This window comes from Mesorhizobium sp. M0938, assembly GCF_040319125.1.
Classification (GTDB): Bacteria; Pseudomonadota; Alphaproteobacteria; order Rhizobiales; family Rhizobiaceae; genus Mesorhizobium; species Mesorhizobium robiniae.
Genome location: NZ_JAMYNS010000005.1, coordinates 72,960 through 98,454, shown reverse-complemented (window position 1 = coordinate 98,454; position 25,495 = coordinate 72,960). Strand labels below are relative to the sequence as shown.

Annotated in this window: 23 protein-coding genes; 14 read left to right on the top strand and 9 right to left on the bottom strand. The window is 59.2% G+C overall.

Annotation, left to right across the window (positions count from 1 at the left end):
* Nucleotides 1-789: 789 nt before the first annotated feature.
* The 7 genes from NKH73_RS10405 to NKH73_RS10375 all read right to left on the bottom strand — a co-directional run bounded on the left by NKH73_RS10405 (nt 790) and on the right by NKH73_RS10375 (nt 9,106).
* Entirely contained in the window at nt 790-1,128 is a 339-nt protein-coding gene (locus NKH73_RS10405) for a slr1659 superfamily regulator (RefSeq protein WP_352930942.1), read from the bottom strand.
* Between the two features lie 18 nt (nt 1,129-1,146).
* The gene (locus NKH73_RS10400; protein WP_352930940.1) at nt 1,147-1,707 is read right to left on the bottom strand and encodes a slr1658 superfamily regulator; all 561 of its coding nucleotides are present in this window, start codon (nt 1,705-1,707) and stop codon (nt 1,147-1,149) included.
* A 2-nt stretch (nt 1,708-1,709) separates the two neighbouring features.
* A complete protein-coding gene (locus NKH73_RS10395; RefSeq protein ID WP_352930938.1) occupies nt 1,710-4,094 on the bottom strand; it encodes a SpoIIE family protein phosphatase in 2,385 nt (794 codons plus the stop codon).
* A complete protein-coding gene (locus NKH73_RS10390; RefSeq protein ID WP_352930936.1) occupies nt 4,091-5,269 on the bottom strand; it encodes a methyltransferase domain-containing protein in 1,179 nt (392 codons plus the stop codon). Before NKH73_RS10390 ends, NKH73_RS10395 begins: the two co-directional genes overlap by 4 nt.
* Nucleotides 5,266-5,784, bottom strand: coding sequence for a ubiquinone biosynthesis methyltransferase UbiE (locus tag NKH73_RS10385; RefSeq protein WP_352931525.1), 519 nt, complete (start codon nt 5,782-5,784; stop codon nt 5,266-5,268). Before NKH73_RS10385 ends, NKH73_RS10390 begins: the two co-directional genes overlap by 4 nt.
* Nucleotides 5,785-5,957: 173 nt before the next feature.
* Nucleotides 5,958-7,700 (bottom strand): putative bifunctional diguanylate cyclase/phosphodiesterase, encoded by a 1,743-nt coding sequence (locus NKH73_RS10380; RefSeq protein WP_502893890.1) that lies wholly within the window; start codon nt 7,698-7,700, stop codon nt 5,958-5,960.
* A 284-nt stretch (nt 7,701-7,984) separates the two neighbouring features.
* Nucleotides 7,985-9,106: a helix-turn-helix domain-containing protein gene (locus NKH73_RS10375; RefSeq protein WP_352930934.1), complete on the bottom strand. Its 1,122-nt coding sequence runs from the start codon at nt 9,104-9,106 to the stop codon at nt 7,985-7,987.
* 229 nt (nt 9,107-9,335) lie between these two features.
* Here NKH73_RS10375 and NKH73_RS10370 point away from each other — a divergent pair, with 229 nt between their 5' ends.
* The 5 genes from NKH73_RS10370 to NKH73_RS10350 all read left to right on the top strand — a co-directional run bounded on the left by NKH73_RS10370 (nt 9,336) and on the right by NKH73_RS10350 (nt 14,355).
* Nucleotides 9,336-9,968 carry a hypothetical protein gene (locus NKH73_RS10370; protein WP_352930932.1) on the top strand — a complete coding sequence of 211 codons (633 nt, stop codon included), beginning with the start codon at nt 9,336-9,338 and terminating at the stop codon, nt 9,966-9,968.
* Nucleotides 9,969-10,678: 710 nt separating this feature from the next.
* Nucleotides 10,679-11,110, top strand: a complete 432-nt coding sequence (locus tag NKH73_RS10365) for a potassium channel family protein (RefSeq protein ID WP_352930930.1) — start codon at nt 10,679-10,681, stop codon at nt 11,108-11,110.
* A 206-nt stretch (nt 11,111-11,316) separates the two neighbouring features.
* Nucleotides 11,317-12,285: a helix-turn-helix domain-containing protein gene (locus NKH73_RS10360; protein WP_352931521.1), complete on the top strand. Its 969-nt coding sequence runs from the start codon at nt 11,317-11,319 to the stop codon at nt 12,283-12,285.
* Nucleotides 12,286-12,428: 143 nt separating this feature from the next.
* Complete coding sequence (gene adh / locus NKH73_RS10355; RefSeq protein ID WP_352930928.1) at nt 12,429-13,946, top strand: aldehyde dehydrogenase; 1,518 nt, start codon at nt 12,429-12,431, stop codon at nt 13,944-13,946.
* A 64-nt stretch (nt 13,947-14,010) separates the two neighbouring features.
* Nucleotides 14,011-14,355, top strand: coding sequence for a DUF779 domain-containing protein (locus NKH73_RS10350; protein ID WP_352930926.1), 345 nt, complete (start codon nt 14,011-14,013; stop codon nt 14,353-14,355).
* Nucleotides 14,356-14,477: 122 nt separating this feature from the next.
* Here NKH73_RS10350 and hemN read toward each other — a convergent pair whose 3' ends face one another.
* Nucleotides 14,478-15,827, bottom strand: a complete 1,350-nt coding sequence (hemN, locus tag NKH73_RS10345; RefSeq protein WP_352930924.1) for an oxygen-independent coproporphyrinogen III oxidase — start codon at nt 15,825-15,827, stop codon at nt 14,478-14,480.
* A 161-nt stretch (nt 15,828-15,988) separates the two neighbouring features.
* On the opposite strand from hemN, the gene NKH73_RS10340 reads away from it, so the two are divergent.
* Nucleotides 15,989-16,717 (top strand): Crp/Fnr family transcriptional regulator, encoded by a 729-nt coding sequence (locus tag NKH73_RS10340; protein WP_352930922.1) that lies wholly within the window; start codon nt 15,989-15,991, stop codon nt 16,715-16,717.
* 2 nt (nt 16,718-16,719) lie between these two features.
* Here the strand turns inward: NKH73_RS10340 and NKH73_RS10335 are convergent, their stop codons facing one another.
* Nucleotides 16,720-17,130 carry a hemerythrin domain-containing protein gene (locus NKH73_RS10335; protein WP_352931519.1) on the bottom strand — a complete coding sequence of 137 codons (411 nt, stop codon included), beginning with the start codon at nt 17,128-17,130 and terminating at the stop codon, nt 16,720-16,722.
* A 253-nt stretch (nt 17,131-17,383) separates the two neighbouring features.
* On the opposite strand from NKH73_RS10335, the gene ccoN reads away from it, so the two are divergent.
* The 8 genes from ccoN to ccoS all read left to right on the top strand — a co-directional run bounded on the left by ccoN (nt 17,384) and on the right by ccoS (nt 25,485).
* Nucleotides 17,384-18,994: a cytochrome-c oxidase, cbb3-type subunit I gene (gene ccoN, locus NKH73_RS10330; RefSeq protein ID WP_352930920.1), complete on the top strand. Its 1,611-nt coding sequence runs from the start codon at nt 17,384-17,386 to the stop codon at nt 18,992-18,994.
* A gap of 11 nt (nt 18,995-19,005) precedes the next feature.
* Nucleotides 19,006-19,737, top strand: coding sequence for a cytochrome-c oxidase, cbb3-type subunit II (gene ccoO / locus NKH73_RS10325; RefSeq protein WP_352930918.1), 732 nt, complete (start codon nt 19,006-19,008; stop codon nt 19,735-19,737).
* Nucleotides 19,738-19,748: 11 nt separating this feature from the next.
* A complete protein-coding gene (locus NKH73_RS10320; RefSeq protein ID WP_352930916.1) occupies nt 19,749-19,898 on the top strand; it encodes a cbb3-type cytochrome c oxidase subunit 3 in 150 nt (49 codons plus the stop codon).
* A 2-nt stretch (nt 19,899-19,900) separates the two neighbouring features.
* A complete protein-coding gene (gene ccoP, locus NKH73_RS10315) occupies nt 19,901-20,764 on the top strand; it encodes a cytochrome-c oxidase, cbb3-type subunit III (RefSeq protein ID WP_352930914.1) in 864 nt (287 codons plus the stop codon).
* Nucleotides 20,765-20,973: 209 nt separating this feature from the next.
* Entirely contained in the window at nt 20,974-22,539 is a 1,566-nt protein-coding gene (ccoG, locus tag NKH73_RS10310; RefSeq protein ID WP_502893889.1) for a cytochrome c oxidase accessory protein CcoG, read from the top strand.
* Entirely contained in the window at nt 22,536-23,033 is a 498-nt protein-coding gene (locus NKH73_RS10305) for a FixH family protein (RefSeq protein WP_352930910.1), read from the top strand. The genes ccoG and NKH73_RS10305 overlap by 4 nt, the downstream gene beginning before the upstream one ends.
* Complete coding sequence (locus tag NKH73_RS10300) at nt 23,030-25,312, top strand: cation-translocating P-type ATPase (RefSeq protein ID WP_352930908.1); 2,283 nt, start codon at nt 23,030-23,032, stop codon at nt 25,310-25,312. The genes NKH73_RS10305 and NKH73_RS10300 overlap by 4 nt, the downstream gene beginning before the upstream one ends.
* Nucleotides 25,309-25,485, top strand: a complete 177-nt coding sequence (gene ccoS / locus NKH73_RS10295) for a cbb3-type cytochrome oxidase assembly protein CcoS (protein ID WP_352930906.1) — start codon at nt 25,309-25,311, stop codon at nt 25,483-25,485. Before NKH73_RS10300 ends, ccoS begins: the two co-directional genes overlap by 4 nt.
* Nucleotides 25,486-25,495 lie beyond the last annotated feature (10 nt).

The window sequence follows — 25,495 nt, the reverse complement described above, 5'->3', positions numbered from 1 at the left end:
GAACTAACCACCCAGATAGGAGGTCTATTGTTCTTCCGGAACCGGCTGGGCATGATATGAATCGAAACATTTCATCCCCTTCCCCTGGGACAGACTGTCGGCGCGCGCAATTTGGGCCAGGTGTTTCATCCGGCCAGGAGATCAAGGCTATGGAACACCACGGTTCCGGTGGCTCGAGGCTCTTCCACCTCAGCTGGACCGAGACAGTGCCCGAATGGCTGGAAACGGCTATCTGCCGGTCAGGGCGATCGACTAGGAAAGCGAGACGGACGGCAGCGCGCAGGCCGGCACGACATGCAGAAGACCCGCCGCTACATTTGCGAAGCGACGGGCCTCCACCCCATTCCCCCATACCTGACCACGCAATTGCGGTGCCAGACGTCTTGACCCATTGCGAGGCACCTTATGGCTCTACACAGCGCCACTTTTGACCGCGCAGTGGCGGCTGATTGGCAGGCAGCACGACATCACCCCAACAGGATGCCTGCCACCTGTGCCCAGCCCCCGCCAAGCCGTTGCAAGCATCTACGCACGAGGCCGATCTGTCGTTAGCTCTGCATCCTAATACTTATCCTGGCGTACATATCTTGCCCGGCGCGGCGCTCTTGCCTCGTTCCCGACCGGCTTATTGCTGTCCGGGATGGCCGCCAGCCTACGCAGCCCTTGGCTAGGACGGTTCGTCATTTTACGGAACCGCAGAACCGCTCTACCTCTCTACTTTTTGACTGCAACTCCGGACGGAAAACCGTTCTCACTTCCTGGAATTGCTCTGACTGCGGACGGCATTGGTCAATCCAACAAAAGCACCAAGGCGGGATGCAGCTTCTTCAGGTTGGGCAATGATTTCGACTGCCAGGGTATGTCGGGCGTTCCACGCACGACGAGTTGAACATCGGGATGCTTGCGCACCTCAATGGTAAATTTCGCCAGCAGGTTGATGCCGGAAGAGTTGAGAAAGTGAAGGTCCTTCAGGTTGAGCGTAATGGAAGCGGGATTCGAGGCAAGAACACTGGCCGCCAACGCCGTGATAGGCGCACCGGCTTCGGAGCTGGCAAGCCGCATTGCACCGTCGAAGAAGATCTCGTTTCCTTCGGTCCATACGCGGTAATCGTCTGTCTTGATTTCCATAAGCTGGCTTCGTTTCATTTAGTTGTGAATTTGCGAGATCGGAATGGAGGCATATGTCTCCACGCAAATCCGATCGCTTTCGTCGGCGGCGCTGAATATCCAAGCCAGGCGTGCGCCGTAGTCGCTCATCAATGTCAGCAATCCAAGTCCGGAGCCTCCTACGTCAGGGTTGGCAGCATTGGCTTCAATTCGCTGTATCAGCAGGTCCACTGGGTCGCCAGCTGTGATGTCCGCCAGAAGGTTTTGGAACCCAGACGCAATTATACCGTCGACGTCATTCGACACTTTGAGCTTGAAGCTCTCCGAATCCATCGATGCCTCGATCAGGATCTCGCCCGGTGCACGAAACTTGACGGCATTTTCGATGAGCTCGTTGACCAGATATCCGATGCTGTGCCGCACTTCCATGTAATCATTGCGGGACGACCGGAAGCGCAATGCGAAAAGATCGGCGATGAAGTCCGAGGTCGTGGCACAATGACGCCAACTCAAATCGAGAGGTCCGTCGAACAGCCGCACGCGACTGACGCTCTCCTTCATCCCGATCGCGATATCAGGGGTACCGAACAGCGTTGTCATTGCTATGTGTGCCTTATGATCACGAGGGTGATGTCATCGTGGATCTTCTGGATCCCGATATGGGCCATCAGATCGTCGATGATCCCAGTCTTGATGTCCTCGGCGCTGCTGCCGTGACGTCTTTGTACGCTCTGGCTGAGGCGCTCGAACCCGAACAACTTTCTTTCGTGGTCTTCCGCCTCGGTCACACCGTCAGTGTGCAGCACGATCACGTCGCCGCTTCCAAACAGGATGTCACGCGTGGCAATGAACTTCGAGATGTCATTCTCCAGGCCAACAGGCAGACCCAGATCAATCGTATCGATACGTTCGACTTCCCCATCCGCACGCACGACAAGAACGTCCTCATGCTGGCCGGATAGCGTTACCCGCTCATCTTCGAAGTCAAGAAAGGCCAGCGAGAGATGCTTGTCTGTATTCGTCCGCTCGATGTTCTTGTAGATCGCTCTGTTCAGCCGATCCAGAAACTGGTGCGGATTCGCTTCTTCGGTCTCCTGCAGCGCGCGCGCAACGGATTGGACCATTAGCATCAGCACACCGCTCTCAAGACCATGACCGGTCACGTCGCCGATGCCGATCTTGACCCGTGATCCGTTCTGCAGGACGTCATAGTAGTCGCCGCCAACCTCGTCAGCCGGACGCATGTAGGCTGCGATCTCCAGCCCAGGAATCGCATCGAGTTCAAATTGTTTCGGCAGGACCATCATCTGGATCTGCCTGGCAACCGCGAGCTCGGCACCGAGGCGGACGTTCTCGTCTCGCAGCTTTTCGTTGAGTGCCGAAATCTCCTGGTTGGCGTCCCCGAGCTCCCTGGTTCGTTCGTCGACGAGCTGCTCGAGGTTTTCCGTGTGAAAGCTGATCTGCTCAGCCATCCGGTTGAAAGCGACCCCCACCGCTCCAACCTCGTCGCGCGTCGGAATGCTTACCCGGACTGAATAGTCTTTCGCCTGCAACCGCTTGGCGGCCCCGGCAAGCGCACTGAGGCCTGCAGTGATCCGCTTTGAAATTCCGAAGACAGCCGCAAAGACGATCAGGAGCGAAACGATGACTGCGATGACCTGGGTTATCAGGATCCGGTTGGTTGCGCTGGAAATGCTCTGCTGCGCAGCAAGGAGGGAAGCATAAATTTCCCGTTCGGGGACGACGAAGCCAAGCATCAGGGTTTCGGCCGTGATGGACCCCGTACTATTCCAGAGATTGACTGGGTCCAGTCGGCGAAGTGCGACCATGTACGGTTGGGCTGTGCCGTTCTCCTCAATCGAAATATGCTTAATGACTGTCTTGTCGTCGGCGGGCAGTTCGAGCGCTGCGACGGTCGCGTGCGTACTCTTTTTGAGCGAGCGATCGAGGCCGGTAACGCCTTGACCTGCCGCACCACTTGCGATCTTGAGCCCGAGCATTTTCTCGCCTTCAGGCTTGATCGCGAGCACATTGCCATTCGACATGGTGAGAAAACCGAAGCCCGTATCGGCGACCTTCACGCTTTCGACGATATCAGCGAGTTGATCGAGCGTAACGTCGGCAGCGACCATGCCGGCGATATTCTTGCGGTCTTTCGTCCAGAGTGGGTGGAAGAAGCTCACTATGAGCTTGCCGGTAATGGCGTCGATGTAAGGAGCAGTCGCAGTGATGTCATCGCCCTTTACGGGGCGCGAATCGGGCTCACTGATCCAGCCTTCCCAGCCTTCATAGACGCCAGGGAAGAAGAAATCCCAGAAATTCGCGTTGTCGTGGCCTGGATAAAGCTTGTCGAAGGTCTGCGCCTGATCGGAATAAGGAATCGTGCGCATGATCGGCCCTGACTTCGGCCCTACGTAGTAGACCTGCAGCTTCTTGGTGCCAGTTGACATCTGGCTTGTGCCAAAAATATCGAAGATCGCACTCTCCTGAATGTCGCGGAGAATTTCGGGCTTCGGCTGGTGTTCAGCGGAGAGGAGATATCCCCAGACACTCATGACCGAAGTTGACCCTTGCCGGGTCTGTAACCAGTTTCCCGTGGCGTCATATGCAAGCGGCGCATTAAAATAGGGGTTGTTCGCCAACGCCTTGCCGATCGCATCTTTTGCTGCCGGATAATCTATTAGTCTCTGCATGGAGGCTGCAAGTGCGGTCACCTCGGAGTGCATGCTGCCGAACAGGAGATCGGCGCGCAGCGCCGTCGTCTCGATATAATTCTGGAGGTATTCCTGGCTTGCCTTGGTGAGGCCGCTCTCGATCTGGTGCGTCGCGTCCCGGGAAAGCCGGTTCACATTCCACAGCGCGACGCCGCCGCCGACGAGGAGGTCGAACAGCACCGCCCCACCCACAACGATCAAGAATTTAGCGCGGAAGCTGTTAAGCCGGAGGACAGGCCAGGGTCTGGACGGTGTTGCATCCAAATCGGTCATAGCGGCTTGCATCCCGATGCAACCCAGATCGGCCAGCCGGCATAGCCCTTGGAGTGGAGCGCAGCGAAGATGTGGTCCTGGAAGCCCTGTCGGAACCGTCTGATGAAGGCCGGTGTGTCACCTCGCTTGGTAGCCATCTCGCCTGCATAAACATTCTCCCATGCCGCTATGACGTCCGCGAAGTCCTGTGGATCGCCGTCGTGGTTGGTGACCATGAAGGACTCGACCCGAATGTCTTCGAGCCCCGCTTCGATCAGGTAGCGTTTGCTCTTCGGGCCGAGCTCAATATCCATCTGGAAGTGCGCCCACAGCTTCGCGACCTCGTTATAGGTCCACTGGATGCTGTCGGCGCGTGGTTCGCCCAGGCAGTGCGAATTTTTTTCATTGGTGATGTAGACACGTCCGCCCGGCTTGCAGATGCGAAACAGTTCCCTGAGGATCAGTTCGGGCTTGTTGAACACCTGCAGCGAATGGCGGCACGTGACGAGGTCGAACTGATTTTCCTCGAGCAGCATTTCTGATGCATCGCCATATGTGTACTCGATGCCCTTGATATCGAACTCCGCAGCCACGTTTCGCGCATAGGCAAGGCTCGACCTGGAGTGGTCGAGGGCGACGATCCGCGATGGCTGGAACTCCTTCTGCACGAGCACGGCGAAATCACCTATGCCGCAACAGACGTCGGCCATCACAATCCCGGGCCTCATGCCGTGTCGGGGCAAGATTGCGCGCTCGTGGCGCCAGGTCATCTTTGTTTGTGTGCGCAGGATCGGCACGAACCCGCCTTCCTCAAGGAAGCCCTGCCCCGGATAGAATTCGCTGTCATACTCCTCGACCGTAATGTTCGGTTCGATTCCACTCAGGCGACCGAACTTTCGTGACGTCCATGCGACGACGCTTGACGTGATGACGATGAATTTGAGATCGGGTCGAGCCCGACAAGCGTCGAGAATGATCCTCGAAAAGGCGTGAAAAGCAGCGTTGTTCATCTGAGTCAGACGTCTGACATTGACGTAGAGAACGCCGCGCACACGGCCGATCGCATCGCGAAGCAATGCTATGCTGGGTCCAAGTTCATCGATTGCCTGAGGCCGGACCACCCCCGATATGGAGAACTCCTGATTGTTGGCGTCGTATTGCGCCTTGAAACGCGGGAGAAGGTCGTAAGGGTTCAATTTTGCAAGCCCTCGAGCGGAAGATCGACGACAAGCTTGATTGCATCGCCGTCGGCTTCCTCGATGCGGAGCGTCGCGTTGTAGTCGACAGCCAGTTCCAAAAGTACGACCTCGCGGCTGGGCGCGAGATCCCCAGACACCGAATTGAGGTATCGCTCTTTGGCCTCTGTTCCTGCGACTTGCGCCACGGCTTGTTCGTAGAATTGGCGTTCCTCCGGCACGCAAGGAAGTGTCAACTCGATCCTGTCCGTCACGCCATGGCGTGACACCCTGCATGCCAGTTCGCCGTCGGAATGGCGCGTCCGAAAAGCGACTTCCAGCAATTCGTTGAAGGCAGAGGAAAAGAGATTTGAATGATAGACCGAATCTGACCTGTTTTGACTGATCATCCGGGCCATGTATGTCGAGACATAATCGCAATGTTTCCAAGCGGAGACAAAAGCTTTGATTTCCATGTCGAACTGTATCATCGCCTCAAAAGTCGGCTCAGCCAGATCGTGATGAACAGTTCCCATCGGCATCCTCACTTGTTCCATCAGTGTTAAGCCCTAGCGGGTGATGGCCTCCGCGACGACAAGTCCTACCGCGCCGGTGATGTCAGTCTCGCACCACCTCGAAGAATTGCGCGGGTATCTGCCTCGATCGTTCTACAAATCCCCCCTTCATCGTTAACAAAGGGTGCAAGGCGCTAGAGCGCCCGATTCGATTCCTCCATCGCCCGTACGACCCTCAGCGGGGAACGCCTGATGAAATCGCCAATCGCCTCGGCTCCAAGCGGTTTTCCCAGGAAGTTGCCTTGCAGGCCATCGCAATTCTCCTTGATCAGCCACCGTGCCTGTGCCGACGTCTCGACCCCCTCGGCAGTGACACTTATCCCCAGGCCGTGCGCCAGAGTCATTATCGACCGCACGATCGTTTGGCTTTTGAGATCGGTCTCCAGGTCCGCAATAAAGTATCGATCTATCTTCAAAGTATCGAAGGGGAAGTTTTTAAGGTAGCTTAACGATGAATAGTACGTTCCAAAATCGTCGAGCGAAATTCGTATTCCCAAAACGTTCAGAGTGTTCAACGTGTCGATATTGTCGATCGTCTTTTCAAGCAGGACCGTCTCGGTTATTTCAAGTTCAAGTCTGTCGGCTTCGATTCCAACTTTGTCGATGATCTGAGCGACCGTGTCCGTCAGCGAACCGCTAAGGAACTGAGCCGGCGACAGGTTCACTGCGACTGTCAGCGAGGAAGGCCACGTCAATGCCTGGCGACACGCTTCCTCGAGCACCCATCGCCCAATCTCGTCCATCAGGCCGTCGGCTTCGGCGATCGGTATGAACACGTTGGGTGGAATGGTTCCGACCTCGGGGTGCCGCCACCGCAGCAGCGCTTCGAAACCGATCACCGACGCGGGAGGCCGAATGAGCGGCTGATATTCCAGATAAAGTTCGCCTTGCTCCAGCGCGGTTCGAAGACTGCGTCTCAGATTCTCGCGTTGCTCAAGCAAGAGCAGCATCGAACGGTTGAATGTTCGAGCGCAGCCGCGTCCATCTGTCTTGGCCGCGTAAAGGGCAATATCAGCGGCTTTCATCAACTGTTCGCCATCGGTCCCGTGCTCCGGCCCGAAAGCAATTCCGATGCTCGAGCCTACGAAGACGGGAATGCCGTTGATGACGAACGGGTTCTTGAACGCGTCGACCAGCGATCCGGCGAGGCGCTCAGCCTCTGCTGGCTGCTCCTTTCCCAATTGGATGACAGCGAACTCATCGCCGGCATACCGGTATGCGGATTCGCCGTCCTGCAGCGCGTCGCGGATACGGCCCGCCGCGAGTTGAAGAAGAGTGTCGCCTGCTCCATGGCCAAGCGTGTCGTTGACCGCTTTGAAATCGTCAAGATCGATTTGCAGAAGGGCTGCTTTCGGCTTTGATCCGCCGAGGGCGGCCATTGCCTGCTGCAGCCGCTCGCCGAATCGCCGCCGATTCTGCAGTCCGGTCAGTACGTCGTGCGTCGCCTGATGGAGCAGAATTACATGCTCTTGCTCCTCCACGACGCTTCGCCTATCGCGCCCCCTTGATTCAATGATTCCCACACCATTCGCAGTGGCGAAAACGAAAGCGGACCGTGGCGCTTCACCCGATGAACGCGGCAAATCAATGCTTGCCGGTGAGCCGCCGTGGAACACACGAAGAAATTCGTCACGATACCTCGCATCGAGGAAGCTCGGGTAGATCTCCCAAACGGCGGCACCCGGCACCACCGCGTCTCCGTACACGCCTTTGAGTTTGGCTGCGTAGTGCGTCAGACAGAAGTCGCGATCGTAGAACGACAAAAATTCGGTCGTGTACGCCAAAAGGTCAGCGAGCAGCGCTTCGCCGGGACGTGGTGCATCGCTTGAGGCAGGCCCCTCGCTCTCCGTGCCGACCCCTGATGCCTCCGGGTGCAATAGCGACCTCCATGGGCAGTGAGAATCCACGTCCCCCAGTCCAGAACTAGCATAACCGTCAAGCTTGGCAAACATACAACTCGCAGTCTCAACAAGTGTCTCATGCTGGGTAGTTGCAATGTATGCTCCGCTGTGATTGGCAGTGACATCGATGAACAGGCGGTTAATAAATCGGGAATTGGCAATAATTGATGGCGCGGTGGACGCGACACGAAATAATCTGGTCCATGAGGCGGCTGATCTTCCCCGCCCTTGTTTTGAGCCCGTCCCACCCGATCCTGTACTCAGCTTCCGAGCGCTTTGAGCCAATGTTCAAAGGGAGAGGCATCCTCGTGTCCGGCATGCGAAACAGAATGGGCGGGGCGCGGCAACACCACGGAACTTCGGACTTCGCGGGGGCTGTAACCGAATTCCTTGCTAAATGCTCGGCTGAAATTAGCCGCTGAACTAAACCCGACGGCTTCGGCAATATTAGCAATACGCCGGCTGTCCGCCGGATCGCTAAGCGCAACATGGGCTGCCAGAAGTCGGCGACTTTGTATGTAGTGGAGAACACCACCACTCGGTTCGAACAGCTGATAAAGACGAGAGCGCGAGACTCCGAGCGCCCGGCACATTGAATCCGGCGTCAGATGAGCCGCAACCAGATTGTTGTGGACGTATCGACGGGCTCGCTCCATCAGCGCGACACTCACCAGTTGTTCGGTGGCCGCGGCATGTTCCGCCGGGGGCGAGAGGCAGGCAATGATCATGCTGCGTGTTGCGTGCACGATGCGGGGCAGATCGTCAGCCGTGAGACTGCGCAGTCTTGCTTCGATGCTGTTGAGGTAGTCGAGCAAAAGGTTGGCAAAGTTGCCGGACAGAATTGAATTATTCTTTGCGTCCAGGGTTGCCGCCGCATCGGCGAACAAATCACGCGGCAAATAGAGAAAGAGACTTTGGGATTCCGTTGCCCTCCCGCGAAACGGATAGCCAAGCGATCTAACCTCCAATTTGCCCGGCTGGTTTTCCGCTACGCGGCGATCTACCTCCGTCCACGACCGGCCAGTATGCGGCAAAGCAATATACCAGTGGTCGATCGAGCTGGACCGAAGCTTCGCAGCAGAACGCATATAACTATGCGCCGGCGCGCGCTGTTGAACGATCAGCATGCCGCCGAGGTTCCAAGCCGTGTGGTCGGCGGGAAAGCCATCGTCGAGTGATTTATCATCCGGCAAGTCGATCTCGACAAGCGGAGCCATATGCGCCTGCCAAGCGACGAATTGATCGTCTGGCGCCAGTTCGAGCGTTGAAAAGAGCAAAGGTTCGAGCGCCGGCGCAAGTGACGGGGCGGCCTCGTTGTAAGGTTGAGCTTCGCGCGGCCAACGACGTCGATCGCGCTCAAGCGCCTGCCTCTTAGCGTCCATCGCGTAGTGCCGTATCCGATTCCGGTATGGCCATCTCCACCTCAATCATGTGGTGTATCACAGGCATCTGGCAAGACTAGCGGAACGCGAGTCCACAGAGCGCCATCACGCTTGGTTACAGCAAGAAAATGCATTCCGAGATAAGTTTCTGGATGGGAAGCTAACGACACTCTTCAACTTGGTACGTATAGAATCGGTCGTCGTGGAATTAGTTGAGGAGTCCATCGAGATGACAGCAAAGCTCGACAGCGAAGCTCGTCGCAGGATAATTCTTGATCGATACAGTAAATTCAGTTGCACGCGAACTTCGAAAGAGGTGGCGGAATTCCGACAAGGATTTCATGTCCCAGAACAAAGCTCGACGTCTAGAGCTCGCGAGTGCGCGCTGATTTTAGGATTATTGAAAGTACCAGTCAGCGAGGCACCCTATTTCAACACGCGCCCCAGCGGTTCATCCGCAAAAAAAGGCCCGCCGCAACCACGTGCAGCGGGTCCGCGTTTCACTCGCACCTGCCTCAGCCCTCACGATTTGGCTATTTGTGAAGGCGTGTTTGATCAGGTTTGCGGAGATGAACACATCGACCCTTTAAGCCGGGATGCCGAGGCCTTGGCGGTGGCGATTGTCGCAATCATCCGAAACATTACTGCCAACGAGCGCGAAACTGCTGGACGAAGTAGATCTCTTCGTCGCTCAAAGGGCGCAGAGAAGGCGCACCAGCTTGGCGGCGTTCGGAGGCGAATTGTTCTGGCCCCGCGTTGGCAAGCCGATTTGGCATCTGTATTGCCCATTGACGCCCGCCAGAGTGTAGCCACAGCGCTTTGCGAAGGAGATGGAAATGAGCTTGGCCCAAGACTTATCTGATGTTGCCCTCACATTCGATTGTCCGGATTGCTCGCATCCGGCGGTAAGGAAGGGCTCTGCGCTAAGAACGATCGCGCACTTCAGATGCAACGGGTGCAACGGCAAGGTACGGATCACCTATCCGCAGAAGGTAGCGATCTTCGAAAAGCACAAATTAGCCGCCCAAGATGCGTTGCGATAACTCAATGCTGCGAGCGTGACCTTACTCCTGGTTCCAGAAACCCTGCAGCGAGGCGTGCCAAAGGTCCTTCCTTTCCCGCGGCCGTGATGCCCGACCTACCAACGCGTTGCCGGCCGCTTTGGGTGTCTGGGCGGTGGCCCGGCATGTTCAGGGCGAAGGCCGGCTTACCTACGGCCTGTGACTTGAAAGCGCGTCTGACCACCGGCGATTAGGGGTGTTCCGTCCTCCTGAAGAGCGGCGACTATCACGGACGCCCGGTACCGGCGCACCTCAAACTCAAGGATGTCGCCGAAGCCGATTTCGATATCTGGCTGGCCCTGTTTCGCCAGGCAGCGGCTGAGCTCTTCGTTCCGCAAACGGCGGTGCTTGTCGACCGAGCCGACCGGATCGCGACAAGCCTGAAACTCGCGATGCTCTTTCGCCTCGCTCCCGCCGTAACCGTCTGTGGCGAACAGACTGGCCTCGGCGAAACTCGGCCAGTTTGATTTCGCGCAAGGAACGCAGCCCGAGAGATTCCTAATTTCGTCGCATGGCCCTCAATCTTTTCGTCGGCACGGTCGTCATAAGCCTGACGATTCTGATTCACACCTTCGGTCTGATCGCCGTTACCCATGCGATGGGGTATCTGGTGGCGCGGTTTCGCATGCATGGCCGTCGCAGCCGTATCGTTGCGATGATCAGCGTGGTGATGGGTCTCTTTGCCGTCATGACCGCGGAGGTCTGGCTCTGGGCTGGACTATACCGGTTGCTCGATATCTTCGCGGATTTCGAAACTGCGTTGTACTTTTCCACCATTACCTTCTCGACGGTTGGCTATGGTGACGTTGTGCCCGCTCATGCGTGGCGGGTCCTGGCGGCGCTCGAGGGCGTGAATGGGTTTTTGCTTATTGGCTGGTCGACCGCCTACCTGATCGCAGCAGGCACCCGTATCGGGCCGTTCAAGGCCGGCGAGCATTTCTGATCAGCGGATGCTCAGACTTGCTCCCGATCAATGAACGCGCGGCGAGCTGTTGGTACGCGTTCTCGATTGAGTACGCATTGATTGGCCAATGATAGGCACGAGGGAGAGACCTGCCTTTCTGCTTCTTTCGACGAATTGACTATGTGCTGATCGAACTGCAGACCGGTCAGATCGGGAGGAAAGACATCAGGGTTGGGAGGATAATTATGGGCGAAGACCTATACGGTCATCATGCCGACCGCATTCAGGCCGCGATCACTTCCGACGCGGCGGCGAAGTCCGCGCTGGTTGCCTCCTGGCGACGGTCTTCCAGTTTGCATCGGCTCGATCCGACCGACCGCAGCCCGCCACGCTATCTGACAGAGGCGGAATTGGGGGAAGCCCGACAACGCATCGAGCCGCTCGTCCGAGCTGCTCAATCGAGTCTGGACCGGCTCTATCTTGCGGTGGGCGGCGTCGGATGCTGTGTCCTGCTCGCCTATCGCAACGGTGTGCCGGTAGAACGGCGTGGCGCGCCCGTGGATGACGAGACGTTTCATTCCTGGGGGCTGTGGACTGGCTCCGTCTGGAACGAAGAGAGCCAGGGCACCAACGGTATCGGTACCTGTCTGGTTGAACAGCGCGCGCTGACGATCCACCGGGACCAGCATTTTCACACGCGCAACACGGGGCTCAGTTGTACCACCGCACCGATCTACGATCATGAGGGGGATCTTGTAGCCGCGCTTGACGTCTCCTCCTGCCGGGCCGATCTGACCGAAGCCTTCGCCAATCTCATTTCGATGGCTGTGGTCGACGCAGCACGTCGGATCGAGGCGGAGAACTTCAGGATGGCCTTCCCCAAGGCGCGAATTCTTCTAGCGCCGGTGACCGACAAAGGTTCCGGAGCGCTGATCGCGGTTGATGCGGACGACCTTGTGGTCGGCGCAACCCGGTCGGCTCGCCTGGCGCTTGGAATTACGCGACAAGGTCTCGACAAGCCCATGCCAGCGACCGATCTGCTCGGTTGGGCGGAGAGCGGCCCCGCAGTCCTCGCCGAGGCGGAGCGCGGCGTTCTGCAGCGGGCGCTGGCACGGGCGGATGGAAATGTATCGGCTGCGGCTCAGGCGCTTGGCATCAGCCGCGCGACGCTTCACCGGAAGCTCAACCGCTTGGACGTCCACAGGTCCCACTGACCATTCGAAACCTCACACGACTGTCGCAATTCTGCGACACATCCTGCCGCCCACTGTCCCCGACACAGTGACAATAGCGGCGGAAATCGCAAGTCTCTTCCGAAGCGTCGCATCCCGCGACGTAAGCTTTGGGAGGAAGACATATGAACAAGGTTGAATTCTCACGCTCGGTCAAGGCGCCCTTCGAAAAGCGCTATGGCAATTTCATCGGCGGCAAATGGGCCGAGCCGCGCTCCGGCCGCTACTTCGAAAACTTCTCACCGGTGAACGGTCAGCTGCTGTGCGAGGTGGCACGCTCGGATGCACAGGACATCGAAGCAGCCCTGGATGCGGCGCATGCTGGCAAGGACGCCTGGGCGCGCACCAGCGTGGCCGAGCGTTCGCTCATCCTCAACCGTATCGCCGATTGTATGGAGGAAAATCTCGACCTCCTCGCCTGCGCCGAAACCTGGGACAATGGCAAGCCGATTCGCGAAACGACCGCGGCCGACCTACCTTTAGCCATCGACCATTTCCGCTATTTCGCCGGCGCGGTGCGTGGTCAGGAAGGCAGCCTTTCCCAGATCGACGACGACACTGTCGCCTATCATTTCCATGAGCCGCTCGGCGTGGTTGGCCAGATCATTCCGTGGAATTTCCCGTTGCTGATGGCATGCTGGAAACTTGCTCCCGCGCTTGCGGCCGGAAACTGCGTGGTCCTGAAGCCTGCCGAACAGACCCCGGCTGCCATCTTGCTCTGGGCCGATCTTATCGGCGATCTTCTACCGCCAGGCGTGCTCAACATCGTAAACGGCTTCGGCCTCGAGGCCGGCAAGCCACTCGCGTCGTCGCCACGCATTGCCAAGATCGCCTTTACCGGTGAGACGACGACGGGTCGGCTGATCATGCAGTATGCCAGCCAGAACCTGATTCCGGTGACGCTTGAGCTCGGTGGTAAGTCACCCAACATCTTCTTCAAGGATGTCGTGGCCGAAGACGACGATTTCTTCGACAAGGCGATCGAAGGCTTCGTCATGTTCGCTCTGAACCAAGGTGAAGTTTGCACCTGCCCGAGCCGCGCTCTCATCCATGAATCGATCTACGACAGGTTCATGGAACGCGCCCTCAAGCGCGTCGAAGCCATTGTGCAGGGCGATCCACTCGATCCAGCGACGATGATCGGCGCTCAGGCTTCGTCCGAGCAGATGGAAAAGATACTGTCCTATATCGACATCGGGCGCCAGGAAGGAGCCGAGTTGCTGACCGGTGGTGCGCGCAATGTTCTGCCTGGTGATCTGGCTGGCGGCTACTACGTCCAGCCCACGGTGTTCAAGGGTCATAACAAGATGCGTATCTTCCAGGAGGAGATTTTCGGGCCGGTGGTTTCGGTTACGACCTTCAAGGACGACGACGAAGCGCTCAGCATAGCCAACGATACGCTTTACGGCCTCGGCGCCGGTGTCTGGACACGCGACAGCAACCGCGCCTATCGCTTCGGCCGCGCGATTCAGGCCGGCCGCGTCTGGACCAACTGCTACCACGCTTATCCCGCGCATGCTGCGTTTGGCGGCTACAAGCAGTCCGGCATCGGCCGCGAGACCCACAAGATGATGCTCGACCACTACCAGCAGACCAAGAACATGCTGGTCAGTTATAGCCCGAAGAAGCTCGGCTTCTTCTGATCATCTGTTTGGCTTATGGGAGCGGCTCCGCAAGGGGGCCGCGCTCCAGCTGGAAATAAAAGCCATGCATGCGAAGGTCACGGCAACGCCGGCAGCGCTTGAATTGATCGCGGAGATCGTTGTCGAGCACGGTCCGGTGCTGTTCCATCAATCCGGCGGCTGCTGCGACGGCTCTTCGCCGATGTGCTATCCGCGTGCCGGCTTCATCCTCGGCGATCAGGATGTGTTGCTCGGCCACATCGGTAACGCGCCTTTCTACATCGGAGCTTCACAATTCGAGACCTGGAAGCATACCGATCTCATTATCGACGTGGTGCCAGGCCGCGGCGGCATGTTCTCGCTGGACAACGGGCGGGAAAAGCGATTCCTGACGCGGTCCACGATCTGCGCTGTTCAAATCGGGAAGTAGCCCCCACCTGCCGACGTGCCGGTTTTTGCGCAAAGAAGTTCGCCGTGGCGGCTTCTGCCTTCTCAACCAGCCCCTCGGCTCATCCGCACTATCGTCAAAAGCCTTCAGCTCCTGGTCCAAGCTCAGACCGCTACGGAATGCCTAGCCTTGCCGGTCTCGAAATATTTGTCGAACTTCGCGGCGACGCTTCTGACAAAGGGGCGGCTTTCCACGGGTACGACGAAGTGGTCACCGTTCAGTTCAAGCATGCGTGCAGGATCAAGAAGGGCAGCGGAGCTTGCCTTGCTGAGAAGGTTTTGGCCGGCTTCGCCGAAGCGCTCAACCAGGTCAATCGCGGAAAAGGCGAAATCACACATCAGCCGTTCGATGATCCAGCCGCGAACGCGATCATCCCCGGAAAGCACGATGCCTCTGACGGTCGCCAGCCCGCCGCTGCCGACCATGCGGCCATATTCAGCGGTCGAAGGCATGTTCTGAACGTAGCCTTGGCGAAACTGGCTGATGGACGACGGACCGAGGCCGATCAAGGTTTCGCTGCGATCCTCGGTGTAGCCCTGGAAATTCCGATGCAACGTCCCTGAACGCGCGGCAAGCGCCAAAGCATCGCCCGGTTTGGCGAAATGGTCGAGGCCAATGGCTTGGTATCCCGCATTGAGCATCAGGCAAGAAGCAAGTTGCGCTTGGGCAAACCGTTCTCCCGCATCCGGCAGCCAGGCCTCGTCGATCATTGTCTGATGTTTCTTGAACCACGGCACATGAGCGTAACCAAAAAGCGCGATCCGGTCGGGCTCCAGTGTCAGTGCCTGCGCGACCGTGGAGGAGACGCTCTCCCTGGTCTGGTGCGGCAGGCCGTAGAGCAGATCGAGATTGACTGATCCGACACCGCGCGAACGAACGCCGTCAACAACCGCTTTCGTCTGCAAGAAGGTCTGCTCTCGATTGATGGCCTTCTGCACCTTCGGATCGAAATCCTGGACGCCGAGGCTCGCCCTCGTCATGCCGATTTCGGCAAGTGCGTCGAGGCGGGCTTCGTCCATATCGTTGGGTTCGATTTCGACGCTGATCCTGGCGCCGGGGAGGAATGCAAAGCTGTTGCGCAGCGCTGTTGCCAGCGCCACGATATCCTGCGGTTCGAGTATCGTCGGCGAACCGCCGCCGAAATGGACGGCACGCACGCGGCCCTTGCCTCCAACAAGTCTGGCAACGGTAGAGATCTCGGAATGCAGTGAGCGAAGATAGGCCCTCACCGGCTCGTAGTGGCGTGTCTGCTTGGTATGGCAGGCACAGAACCAGCAAAGCTTGTCACAATAGGGGATGTGCAAATAGAGCGAGATCTCGTCGCCCTCGTTGAGCGCCTGCAGCCAGCCATGACAAACGGCGGCATCAACGCCTGGATGGAAATGCGGCGCCGTCGGGTAGCTCGTATAACGCGGGACGTTCTCACCAAGCCTGGCGATTAAATCTGGCCGCATGTCGCTGTCCGCTCCGATTTGTACCACACGATACTGCTCACATCGGACAACGGCGGCCTTGATCTCGGTCAACGATATCTCGCTGCGGACAAACTGCCGCAAGAGATTTCTCGGGCCGATGCTATATCCTGCCGGTACTTTTGGTTCCTCGGACGACCACGATGACAGTGCGTCAAGATGTTCACAGCGCCGGCATTCCCGTGCTTTGCCAATCATGCGAAGCGCGGCACCATGGCGTTTGCGGTGCGCTCGATCCCAAACAATTGGTGGGTCTCGCCAAGACCTCGTCGAAGCATACCGTTGAACCGGGCGTGGAATTGATTGGTGACGCCGAGACCGTCGACAGCTATTCGAACGTGCTTTCCGGCGTGGTGAAGCTGACGAAGAGCCTCTCGGACGGACGCCAGCAGATCGTCGGCCTGCAGTTCGCACCCGATTTTCTGGGCAGGCCCTTCAAGGTCGAAAGCGCGATCAACGCTGAAGCCGCAACCGCAGTCTCCCTGTGCTCGTTCCCAAAGGCCGCCATTGAACGGATGATGAAGGAGTCGCCGGGATTAGAGCATCGTCTCTTCAAGCAGACGCTGAACGAGCTCGATGACGCCCGCGAGTGGATGGTGACGCTGGGCCGCAAGAGTGCTTCCGAAAAGGTAGCGAGCTTTCTTCTCATGATCGCCAGAAACATCGATCCCACGCTTGACCCGGCCGCCGTGGTGATGAGTTTCGATCTGCCATTGACCCGCGCCGACATCGCCGATTTCCTCGGTCTGACGATCGAGACGGTTAGCCGCCAGCTGACAAAGCTGCGATCAGAGGGCGTGATCCGGATCGAGAACAATCGGCATGTTACAGTCGACAGCTTGATCCGGCTGCAGCGACGCTCCGGCGCCTAGGATCAATCGACGATTCCAATCATGGGCAACACGTGCTCGCGTTCGAACGCGATATGCCGGCGCATACTCTCGAAGAAGCCACGCAGCATGAAGCCGACCGCTTCGGCATTCTCGACTGTCTTGCCATGGCCGATCCCCAGCAGGATTTCGGTCACCTCTCCGGCGAAGCATTCGTCTTCGACGTGTTCGGCGCGCAAGCGCCGGGTTGAGGCAAGGTTGGCATGGCTACCTCCTGTAGCGGCCTCATAGGCGGGAAAGATGATCGTTTCTTCATATTGATGAATATTGCGCAACAACGGAACGATTGCGTTGGCTATGCCAAGGCACTTCAGTCGATCGACGTTCGGCAAAGCGTCCGCGATATTCTCCAAAGCATCACAGAGCTGCAGTTTTTCCCTGTGCGCGCGCTTCATCACCGCGCTTGGGATTGCCTCTCTGCCGGATCGGCCAGCTAGCACCGAATCCTCACGACGTGCCTCGAACAGCGACGATGCCCGCTCTTTCTCTTCCTTCAATGGCCGCCTCCCACTCGTTTGCGAGATAGACGCTGCCCAATCCAAAACCGTGCAGCTTTGATTTGGATCAAGGCGGCGACGACGTAGCCGCGGAACTGGTGTTGCTGCGGATTGGCGTCCGCGCATCGGGATCCGCGGTCGGGGACATGTCATGAAGTTCGGCACAGAAATCGTCGCTTTGGGCCTTTTCGCTTTTCTGGCGCTGGTGGCAGCCGGCTTTGGCGTGGACGAGCCGTTTCGTCAGCACATGTGGGTGCTGTTCTTCGTGCTGCTTGGCTTTGTCGTCGTCCTCTTGCGCAACACCAGCTTTGCACCGGCCGCACCAGTCGATCCTTCTGCCTACATGGATGGGCCAATCCGCTACGGCGCCATCGCCACCATGTTCTGGGGTGTTGTCGGCATGCTTGTCGGCGTGGTCATCGCGCTGCAGCTTGCCTATCCGGATCTCAACATCGAGCCCTGGTTCAACTTCGGCCGCCTGCGGCCATTGCACACATCCGGCGTCGTTTTTGCCTTCGGCGGCAACGCGCTCATCTGCACGTCCATGTATGTCGTGCAGCGCACCAGCCGCGCCCGGCTGTTCGGCGGCAATCTCGCCTGGGTCGTGTTCTGGGGTTATCAGCTTTTCATCGTCATGGCCGCGACCGGCTATCTGCTCGGCATCACCGAGAGCCGCGAATATGCCGAGCCCGAATGGTATGTGGACATATGGCTGACCATCGTCTGGGTCGCCTACCTCGTCCTGTTCCTCGGCACCATCCTGAAGCGCAAGGAGCCGCATATCTACGTCGCCAACTGGTTCTATCTGTCCTTCATCGTGACCATCGCGATGCTGCACCTGATCAACAATCTATCGATGCCGGCGTCTCTCCTGGGCTCCAAGAGCTACTCCGCCTTCTCCGGCGTCCAGGACGCCTTGACGCAATGGTGGTACGGCCACAATGCCGTCGGCTTCTTCCTCACAGCCGGCTTCCTTGGCATGATGTACTATTTCGTGCCCAAGCAGGCGAACCGGCCAGTCTATTCCTACCGGCTCTCGATCATCCACTTCTGGGCGATCATCTTTCTCTACATCTGGGCCGGGCCGCATCACCTGCACTACACCGCCCTGCCCGACTGGGCGCAAACGCTCGGCATGGTGTTTTCGATCATGCTTTGGATGCCCTCTTGGGGAGGCATGATCAACGGCCTGATGACGCTGTCCGGCGCCTGGGACAAGCTGCGCACCGATCCGATCATCCGCATGATGGTGATGGCCATTGCCTTCTACGGCATGTCGACCTTCGAAGGTCCGATGATGTCGATCAAGGCGGTCAATTCGCTGTCGCACTACACCGACTGGACCATCGGGCATGTCCATTCCGGCGCGCTCGGCTGGGTAGGCATGATCTCCTTCGGCGCGATCTATTACATGGTGCCGAAGCTGTGGAACCGTGAACGGCTCTATTCTCTGCGGCTCGTTACCTGGCACTTCTGGCTGGCGACCCTCGGGATCGTCGTCTACGCCGCGGTGATGTGGGTTTCCGGCATCATGCAGGGCCTGATGTGGCGCGAGTACGATGAGCAGGGCTTCCTGGTCTACTCGTTCGCCGAGACCGTGGCCGCCATGCATCCCTACTATGTCATGCGCGCAATGGGTGGCGCGATGTATCTCGCCGGTGCTGTCATCATGACCTGGAACATCACTATGACCATCCTCGGCTACCAACGCGAGGAGGAGCCGATGCCGGCCTCCATCCCCGCCCTTCAGCCCGCACAATAAGGAGCCAGAAAATGGGCTTGATGGACAAACACGCGATCATCGAGAAGAACGCCACGCTTCTTCTCGTTGGTTCCCTCCTGGTGGTGACGGTCGGTGGTATCGTCGAAATCGCACCGCTCTTCTATCTCGACAACACGATCGAGAAGGTCGAGGGCATGCGGCCCTATTCGCCGCTCGAACTCGCTGGGCGCAACATCTATGTGCGTGAGGGCTGCTACCTCTGCCACAGCCAGATGATCAGGCCGTTCCGTGACGAAGTCGAGCGCTATGGTCACTACAGCCTAGCGGCCGAGTCGATGTACGATCACCCGTTCCAGTGGGGATCGAAGCGCACGGGGCCGGACCTCGCCAGGGTCGGAGATCGCTACTCGAACGAGTGGCACGTTCAGCATCTTGTCGAGCCACGTTCCGTGGTGCCGGAATCGATCATGCCGAGCTATGCCTTCCTGAAGGATACGCCAATTGAGGTGAAGGACTTCTCGACGCACCTTATCGCAAACAGGCGCGTCGGTGTCCCCTACTCCGATGACATGATCGCTCACGCCGCAGGTGACCTGTTTGCGCAGGCCGACCCCAAAGCTGACACATCCGACCTGGAAGGCCGCTACGCGAAGGCGAAGCTCGGCGATTTCGACGGCAACCCGCAACAGGTCACCGAGATGGATGCTCTGGTCGCTTACCTGCAGATGCTCGGCACGCTGGTCGATTTCAAGACCTACGACGAAGCCGCTGGCTACCGCTGAGGAGAAGGACCATGGACTACCACTGGATGAGAGAGTTCGCCGACAGTTGGGCCTTGCTCGCCATGGCGCTTTTCTTCGTCGGAGCGGTCGCCTTCGCATTCCGTCCCGGGAGTGGCAAGCAGGCCGATGAAGCTGCCCGCATTCCTCTGAAGGACGACTGATCATGAGCGATGAACATATCGACGAAGTGTCGGGCATCTCCACCACCGGCCACGAGTGGGACGGTATCAGGGAGCTCAACAACCCACTTCCGCGCTGGTGGGTCATAACGTTCTACATCACCATCGTCTGGGCGATCGGCTACACCATCGCCTATCCGGCATGGCCGATGCTGACCTCGGCGACCAAGGGTGTGCTTGGCTATTCGAGCCGCGACGACGTCAACAACGAGCTTGCTGCGGCCGAAATCGCCAAAGCCAAATATGCCGCGGCGATACAATCGAAAACCGTCTCGGAGATTGCCGGCGACCACGCGTTGCGCGAATTCGCTGTTGCCGCAGGCAGCGCTGCGTACAAGGTCAATTGCGTGCAGTGCCACGCTTCCGGTGCCCAGGGGTCGAAGGGCTTTCCCAACCTCAATGACGATGACTGGTTGTGGGGCGGCACGGCCGAGCAGATCCAGCAAACGATCACACATGGCATACGCTTCGCATCCGCCCCGGATACACGCCTGTCGGAAATGCCGGCTTTTGGCGAGATCATCACCGGCGACCAGGTCGCACAGGTCAGCACCTATGTCGTCAGCCTGTCCGGCCCGGTTCAAGATGCAAAACTGGTCGAGCCGGGCGCCAAGGTTTTCGCCGAAAACTGCGTGGCCTGCCACGGCGACAATGCAAAAGGCAACAAAGAGCTCGGCGCCCCTGATCTGACCGATGCGATCTGGCTCTACGGGTCGAACGAAATGGCAATCGCCGCGCAGGTCCGCGCACCCAAGCACGGCGTTATGCCGGCCTGGATTGAGCGTCTCGGCGAGACCAAGGTCAAGGAGCTTGCGGTCTATATCCATTCGCTTGGTGGTGGGGAATAGAGGGGGGTTCTATTCCCGGCCCTCCGCCAGCCAAGCGACGAGGCCCGGCTTTCGCCGGGGCGCGTCTGTATTACGGCAACCGGCGATTGACTTGCATCAACGCGCAGCAGGCCACCATGCGGCAAGGCTTGTTCAACGCGGCATTTCGCGCACCGGCCGAAGACCACGTCCGACTGCGCGCGCCGAAGTCATAAGCTGCGCGACTGGAGATGCTCGTGCTGGATAATACGCAGGTAGAACGGCTCGAAGCCGAGGCGGTCAACTCCGCCAAGGTCCGCCAGCCGCTGTATGCACCGCGCAAGAAGATCTTTCCCAAGCGCGCCTCGGGCAGCTTTCGTAGCTTCAAGTGGCTGGTGATGGCGATCACGCTGGGCATCTATTACCTGACGCCCTGGCTGCGCTGGGATCGAGGCCCGTTTGCCCCCGATCAGGCCGTGCTGATCGATCTTGCCAACCGCCGCTTCTATTTCTTCTTCATCGAGATTTGGCCGCAGGAATTCTTCTATGTCGCCGGCCTTCTCGTCATGGCCGGCATCGGCCTTTTCCTGATCACATCCACAGTTGGCAGAGCCTGGTGCGGCTATACCTGTCCGCAGACCGTATGGATCGATCTGTTTCTGGTTGTGGAGCGCGCGATCGAGGGAGATCGCAATGCCCGCATGAAACTCGACGCCGGACCGTGGACCGCGCGCAAGCTTGTGCTGCGTGTATCGAAACACGCGATCTGGCTGGCCATAGCGGCAGCGACCGGCGGCGCCTGGATCTTCTATTTCGCCGACGCGCCAACGCTGATTGGCGAGGTCTTCGCTGGCACCGCTGCGCCCGCCGCCTACATCACCATCGCCGTGCTGACGGCGACCACCTACACATTCGGCGGGCTGATGCGCGAGCAGGTCTGCACCTATATGTGCCCATGGCCGCGCATCCAGGCGGCCATGCTCGACGAGAATTCGCTCACGGTGACCTACAATGACTGGCGCGGCGAACCTCGTTCGCGGCACGCCAAGAAGGTCCAGGCCGCGGGGCAGCCGGTCGGCGACTGCGTCGATTGCAATGCCTGTGTCGCCGTCTGCCCGATGGGGATCGATATTCGCGACGGCCAGCAGCTCGAGTGCATTACTTGCGCGCTGTGCATCGATGCCTGCGACGGCGTCATGGACAAACTCGGCAAGGAGCGCGGTCTGATCTCCTATGCGACGCTGTCCGATTACAACGCCAACATGGCGGTGGCGACAGCAGGCGGCTCTTGCTCGGTGAACCCGTCGCTCGTCCGGACCGACGGCGGCGCTTTCTCTGACAGGTTAGCCCATTTCCATATCCGCAAGATCTTTCGGCCGCGCACCTTCATCTACATGGGTGCATGGTCGGCGGTCGGCATCGCGCTGCTCTATTCGCTGCTGACGCGCGACCGGCTCGAGGTCAACGTTCTGCACGACCGCAATCCGCAATTCGTCACGCTGTCCGACGGTTCGATCCGCAACGGCTACACCGTCAAGCTGCTCAATATGATCCCCGAGCCAAGGACGATCGTTGTCACGATGCAGGGCCTGCGGGGAGCCGAAATGAGCGTCGTTGGTATCGACCTTCCCGCAGACCGGTCCTTCGCCGTCGCGGTCGAACCCGACCGCCTGAAGATGCTGAAGGTTTTCGTGCGCCAGCCGGTGGACCAGGTCGGAAGCGCGACACAAACATTCAAATTCCGCGTCGAGGACAAGGCGAGTTTCGAAACGGACGAATACACCGCCACCTTCAACGCCCCGGAGATCGTCAGATGAGCGCCCATACGCAAAAAACCCGCGAATTCACCGGCAGGCATATGTTGCTCATCATACTCAGTTTTTTCGGCGTGATCGTTGGTGTGAATCTGACCATGGCAACGCTCGCCAGCACGAGCTGGACCGGCCTCGTCGTCGAAAACTCCTATGTGGCCAGCCAGCAATTCAACCGAAAGGCAGAGGAAGGGCGCGCACAGGCGGCGCTCGGCTGGACCGGCAAATTGACGATCGCTTGGGGCGAAGTCCGCTACAGTCTCAGCGATGCCGCCGGCGAGCCGGTTCCCTTGCGTAGTGTCAAGGTGCTGTTTCGTCATCCCGCCTACGAGGGCGCGGACAAAGCCGTCACTCTTGCCGTTGCCTCGGGCCAGGAGTTTGCCGCGCGACACACGCCAAGGGATGGCGTCTGGATCGTCGAAGTCGACACCGATGCCGGTCTGGCAGAGCCTTATCGCGACGTTCGCCGGATCATGATTTCTCAGGGAGCGCTGCAATGAGCTGCTGTGCGCCGGGCGCTGAAATGGCGCTGGATCTGGGCGGAGCGACATCCAGCTTGCCATCGAGTCAGGAGATCAGATTGGCAAGCCGCTGGCTTGGCGATGACCTTCGCCAGACCGATCTGTCGGTGCCGACGGTTCACTGCGCGGCCTGCATCCAGGCGATCGAGACGGCGCTCGGAAAGGTCGCTCGCGTCGAGAGCGTTCGGGTCAACCTGTCGACGAAACGGGTATCGATCCGGTGGCGTGGGGATGAGGTTCCGCCATTCGCCGCCGCTCTTGGACGGCTGGGCTACGCGGCGCATCTGTTCGACCCGCAGGTCGGCGAGAAGGACAAGACGCTTTCGGAACTGATCCGGGCCGTCGCGGTCGCGGGCTTTGCCGCAGGCAACATCATGCTGCTTTCGGTTTCGGTCTGGTCAGGCGCTGAAGGCGCGACGCGTGATCTGTTCCATTGGGTCTCGGCGCTGATCGCCATCCCGGCGCTCGCCTTCGCCGGCGGCATCTATTTCCGCTCGGCATGGAATGCGTTGCGTCACGGTCGCATGAACATGGACGTGCCGATTGCGGTTGGCGTTTCGCTCGCCTACGCGATGAGCCTGTACGAGACCATCAACCATGGCAATCACGCCTATTTCGACGCGTCGGTGTCGCTGTTGTTCTTCCTTTTGATCGGCCGCACGCTGGATCACGTGATGCGCGAGCGTGCCCGGACCGCGGTGAACGGCCTGTCTCGGCTGGCGGCGCGGGGCGCCATGGTGCTGCGCGAGGATGGTTCGCGCGACTACCTGCCGGTTGAGGAGATCGAACCCGGCTTGCAGCTGCTGATCACCGCCGGCGAAAGGATTCCCGTCGACGGCAAGATCATTCGAGGCTCTTCGGACCTCGACTGTTCACTGGTTTCCGGCGAGAGCACTCCGAGGAACGCAGCCGCGGGGGAAATCGTGCAGGCGGGCACGCTCAATCTCACTGGCTCGCTGACCATCGAGGCGACAGCCGCCGCAAAAGACTCCTTCCTGGCGGAAATGGTCCGTCTGATGGAAGCCGCCGAGGGCGGTCGCGCACAATATCGCCGTATCGCCGACCGCGTGTCAGCGCTCTATGCTCCGGTGGTCCATCTGACCGCCTTGGTGACGTTCCTCGGCTGGATGGTGGCCACCGGCGACTGGCACCGGGCAATGACGATCGCCATTGCCGTCCTCATCATCACCTGCCCCTGTGCGCTCGGCCTCGCCGTGCCCATCGTCCAGGTGGTCGCCGCGCGACGCCTGTTCGAAAACGGCGTGATGGTCAAGGACGGTTCTGCCATGGAGCGCCTGGCCCAGATCGACACCGCGGTGTTCGACAAGACCGGTACGCTCACACTCGGTGAGCCCCGGCTGGTCAACGCGTCGTCGATCGACCCGACCATGCTTGCAATTGCAGCCGATATTGCCGCGCATTCCCGTCACCCGCTTTCAAAGGCCATTGCCAACTTCGCAGGTCTCGCCGGCCAGCCAAAGCTCGAGGCCGTCAGCGAGCACCCCGGATTCGGCATCGAAGCCATCGCCGCGGGCAGCACATGGCGGCTGGGCCGGCGCGGTTGGGCTGGATGGAAGGCCCGAACTGGCGGCGAAGGCAGGCCTGGGGGAACGGTTCTGACCAAAGATGGGATCATTGTCGCATCCTTCGTCTTCGAGGACGCGCTGCGTGCGGACGCCCAAGCGGCCATCGAGCAATTGGATGCCGCACAGGTTTCCGTGGAAATGCTGTCGGGCGATACCGCAGCTGCCTGTGGCGAAGTCGCAGCGACGCTGGGCATCCGTAATTTTGTTCCGGCACTGCTTCCTTCGGGCAAGGTCGAGTATATCGAAACGTTGGCGAAGGACGGTTACACGGTGCTGATGGTTGGCGACGGCCTCAACGACATCCCTGCGCTGAGCGCGGCACATGTCTCGATGGCTCCAGCCACGGCGGCCGATGTCGGCCGAAAAGCAGCGGATTTCGTCTTCCTTCGCGAAAGCCTTTCGGCAGTCCCCCTTGCCCTCGACATCTCGCGCAAGGCCGGACGACTGATCCGGCAAAACATCGCCATCGCGATCGTCTACAACACCATCGCCGTGCCGATCGCCATCCTGGGGCACGTCACGCCGCTGATCGCGGCAATCGCGATGTCTGCTTCCTCACTGCTTGTCATTGGCAATGCGCTGAGGCTGCAAGCCCATGCCGCGAGCCCACCGGAGACGGCTCCTACGCACGGCAAACGTCCCCCTGCCGGCGCATTGGCACGATCCTCATGACGACGCTGGTCTATCTCATACCCGTAGCTCTTTTTCTCGGCGCGTTGGGTCTGTTCGGCTTCCTGTGGGCCTTGAGGAGCGGTCAGTACGAGGATCTCGACGGAGCTGCCGAGCGGATCCTGATCGATCGGGACGATAAGCTAGACAACGGATCGGGAGCCAAGTGCGGATAGCGGCGCTAGT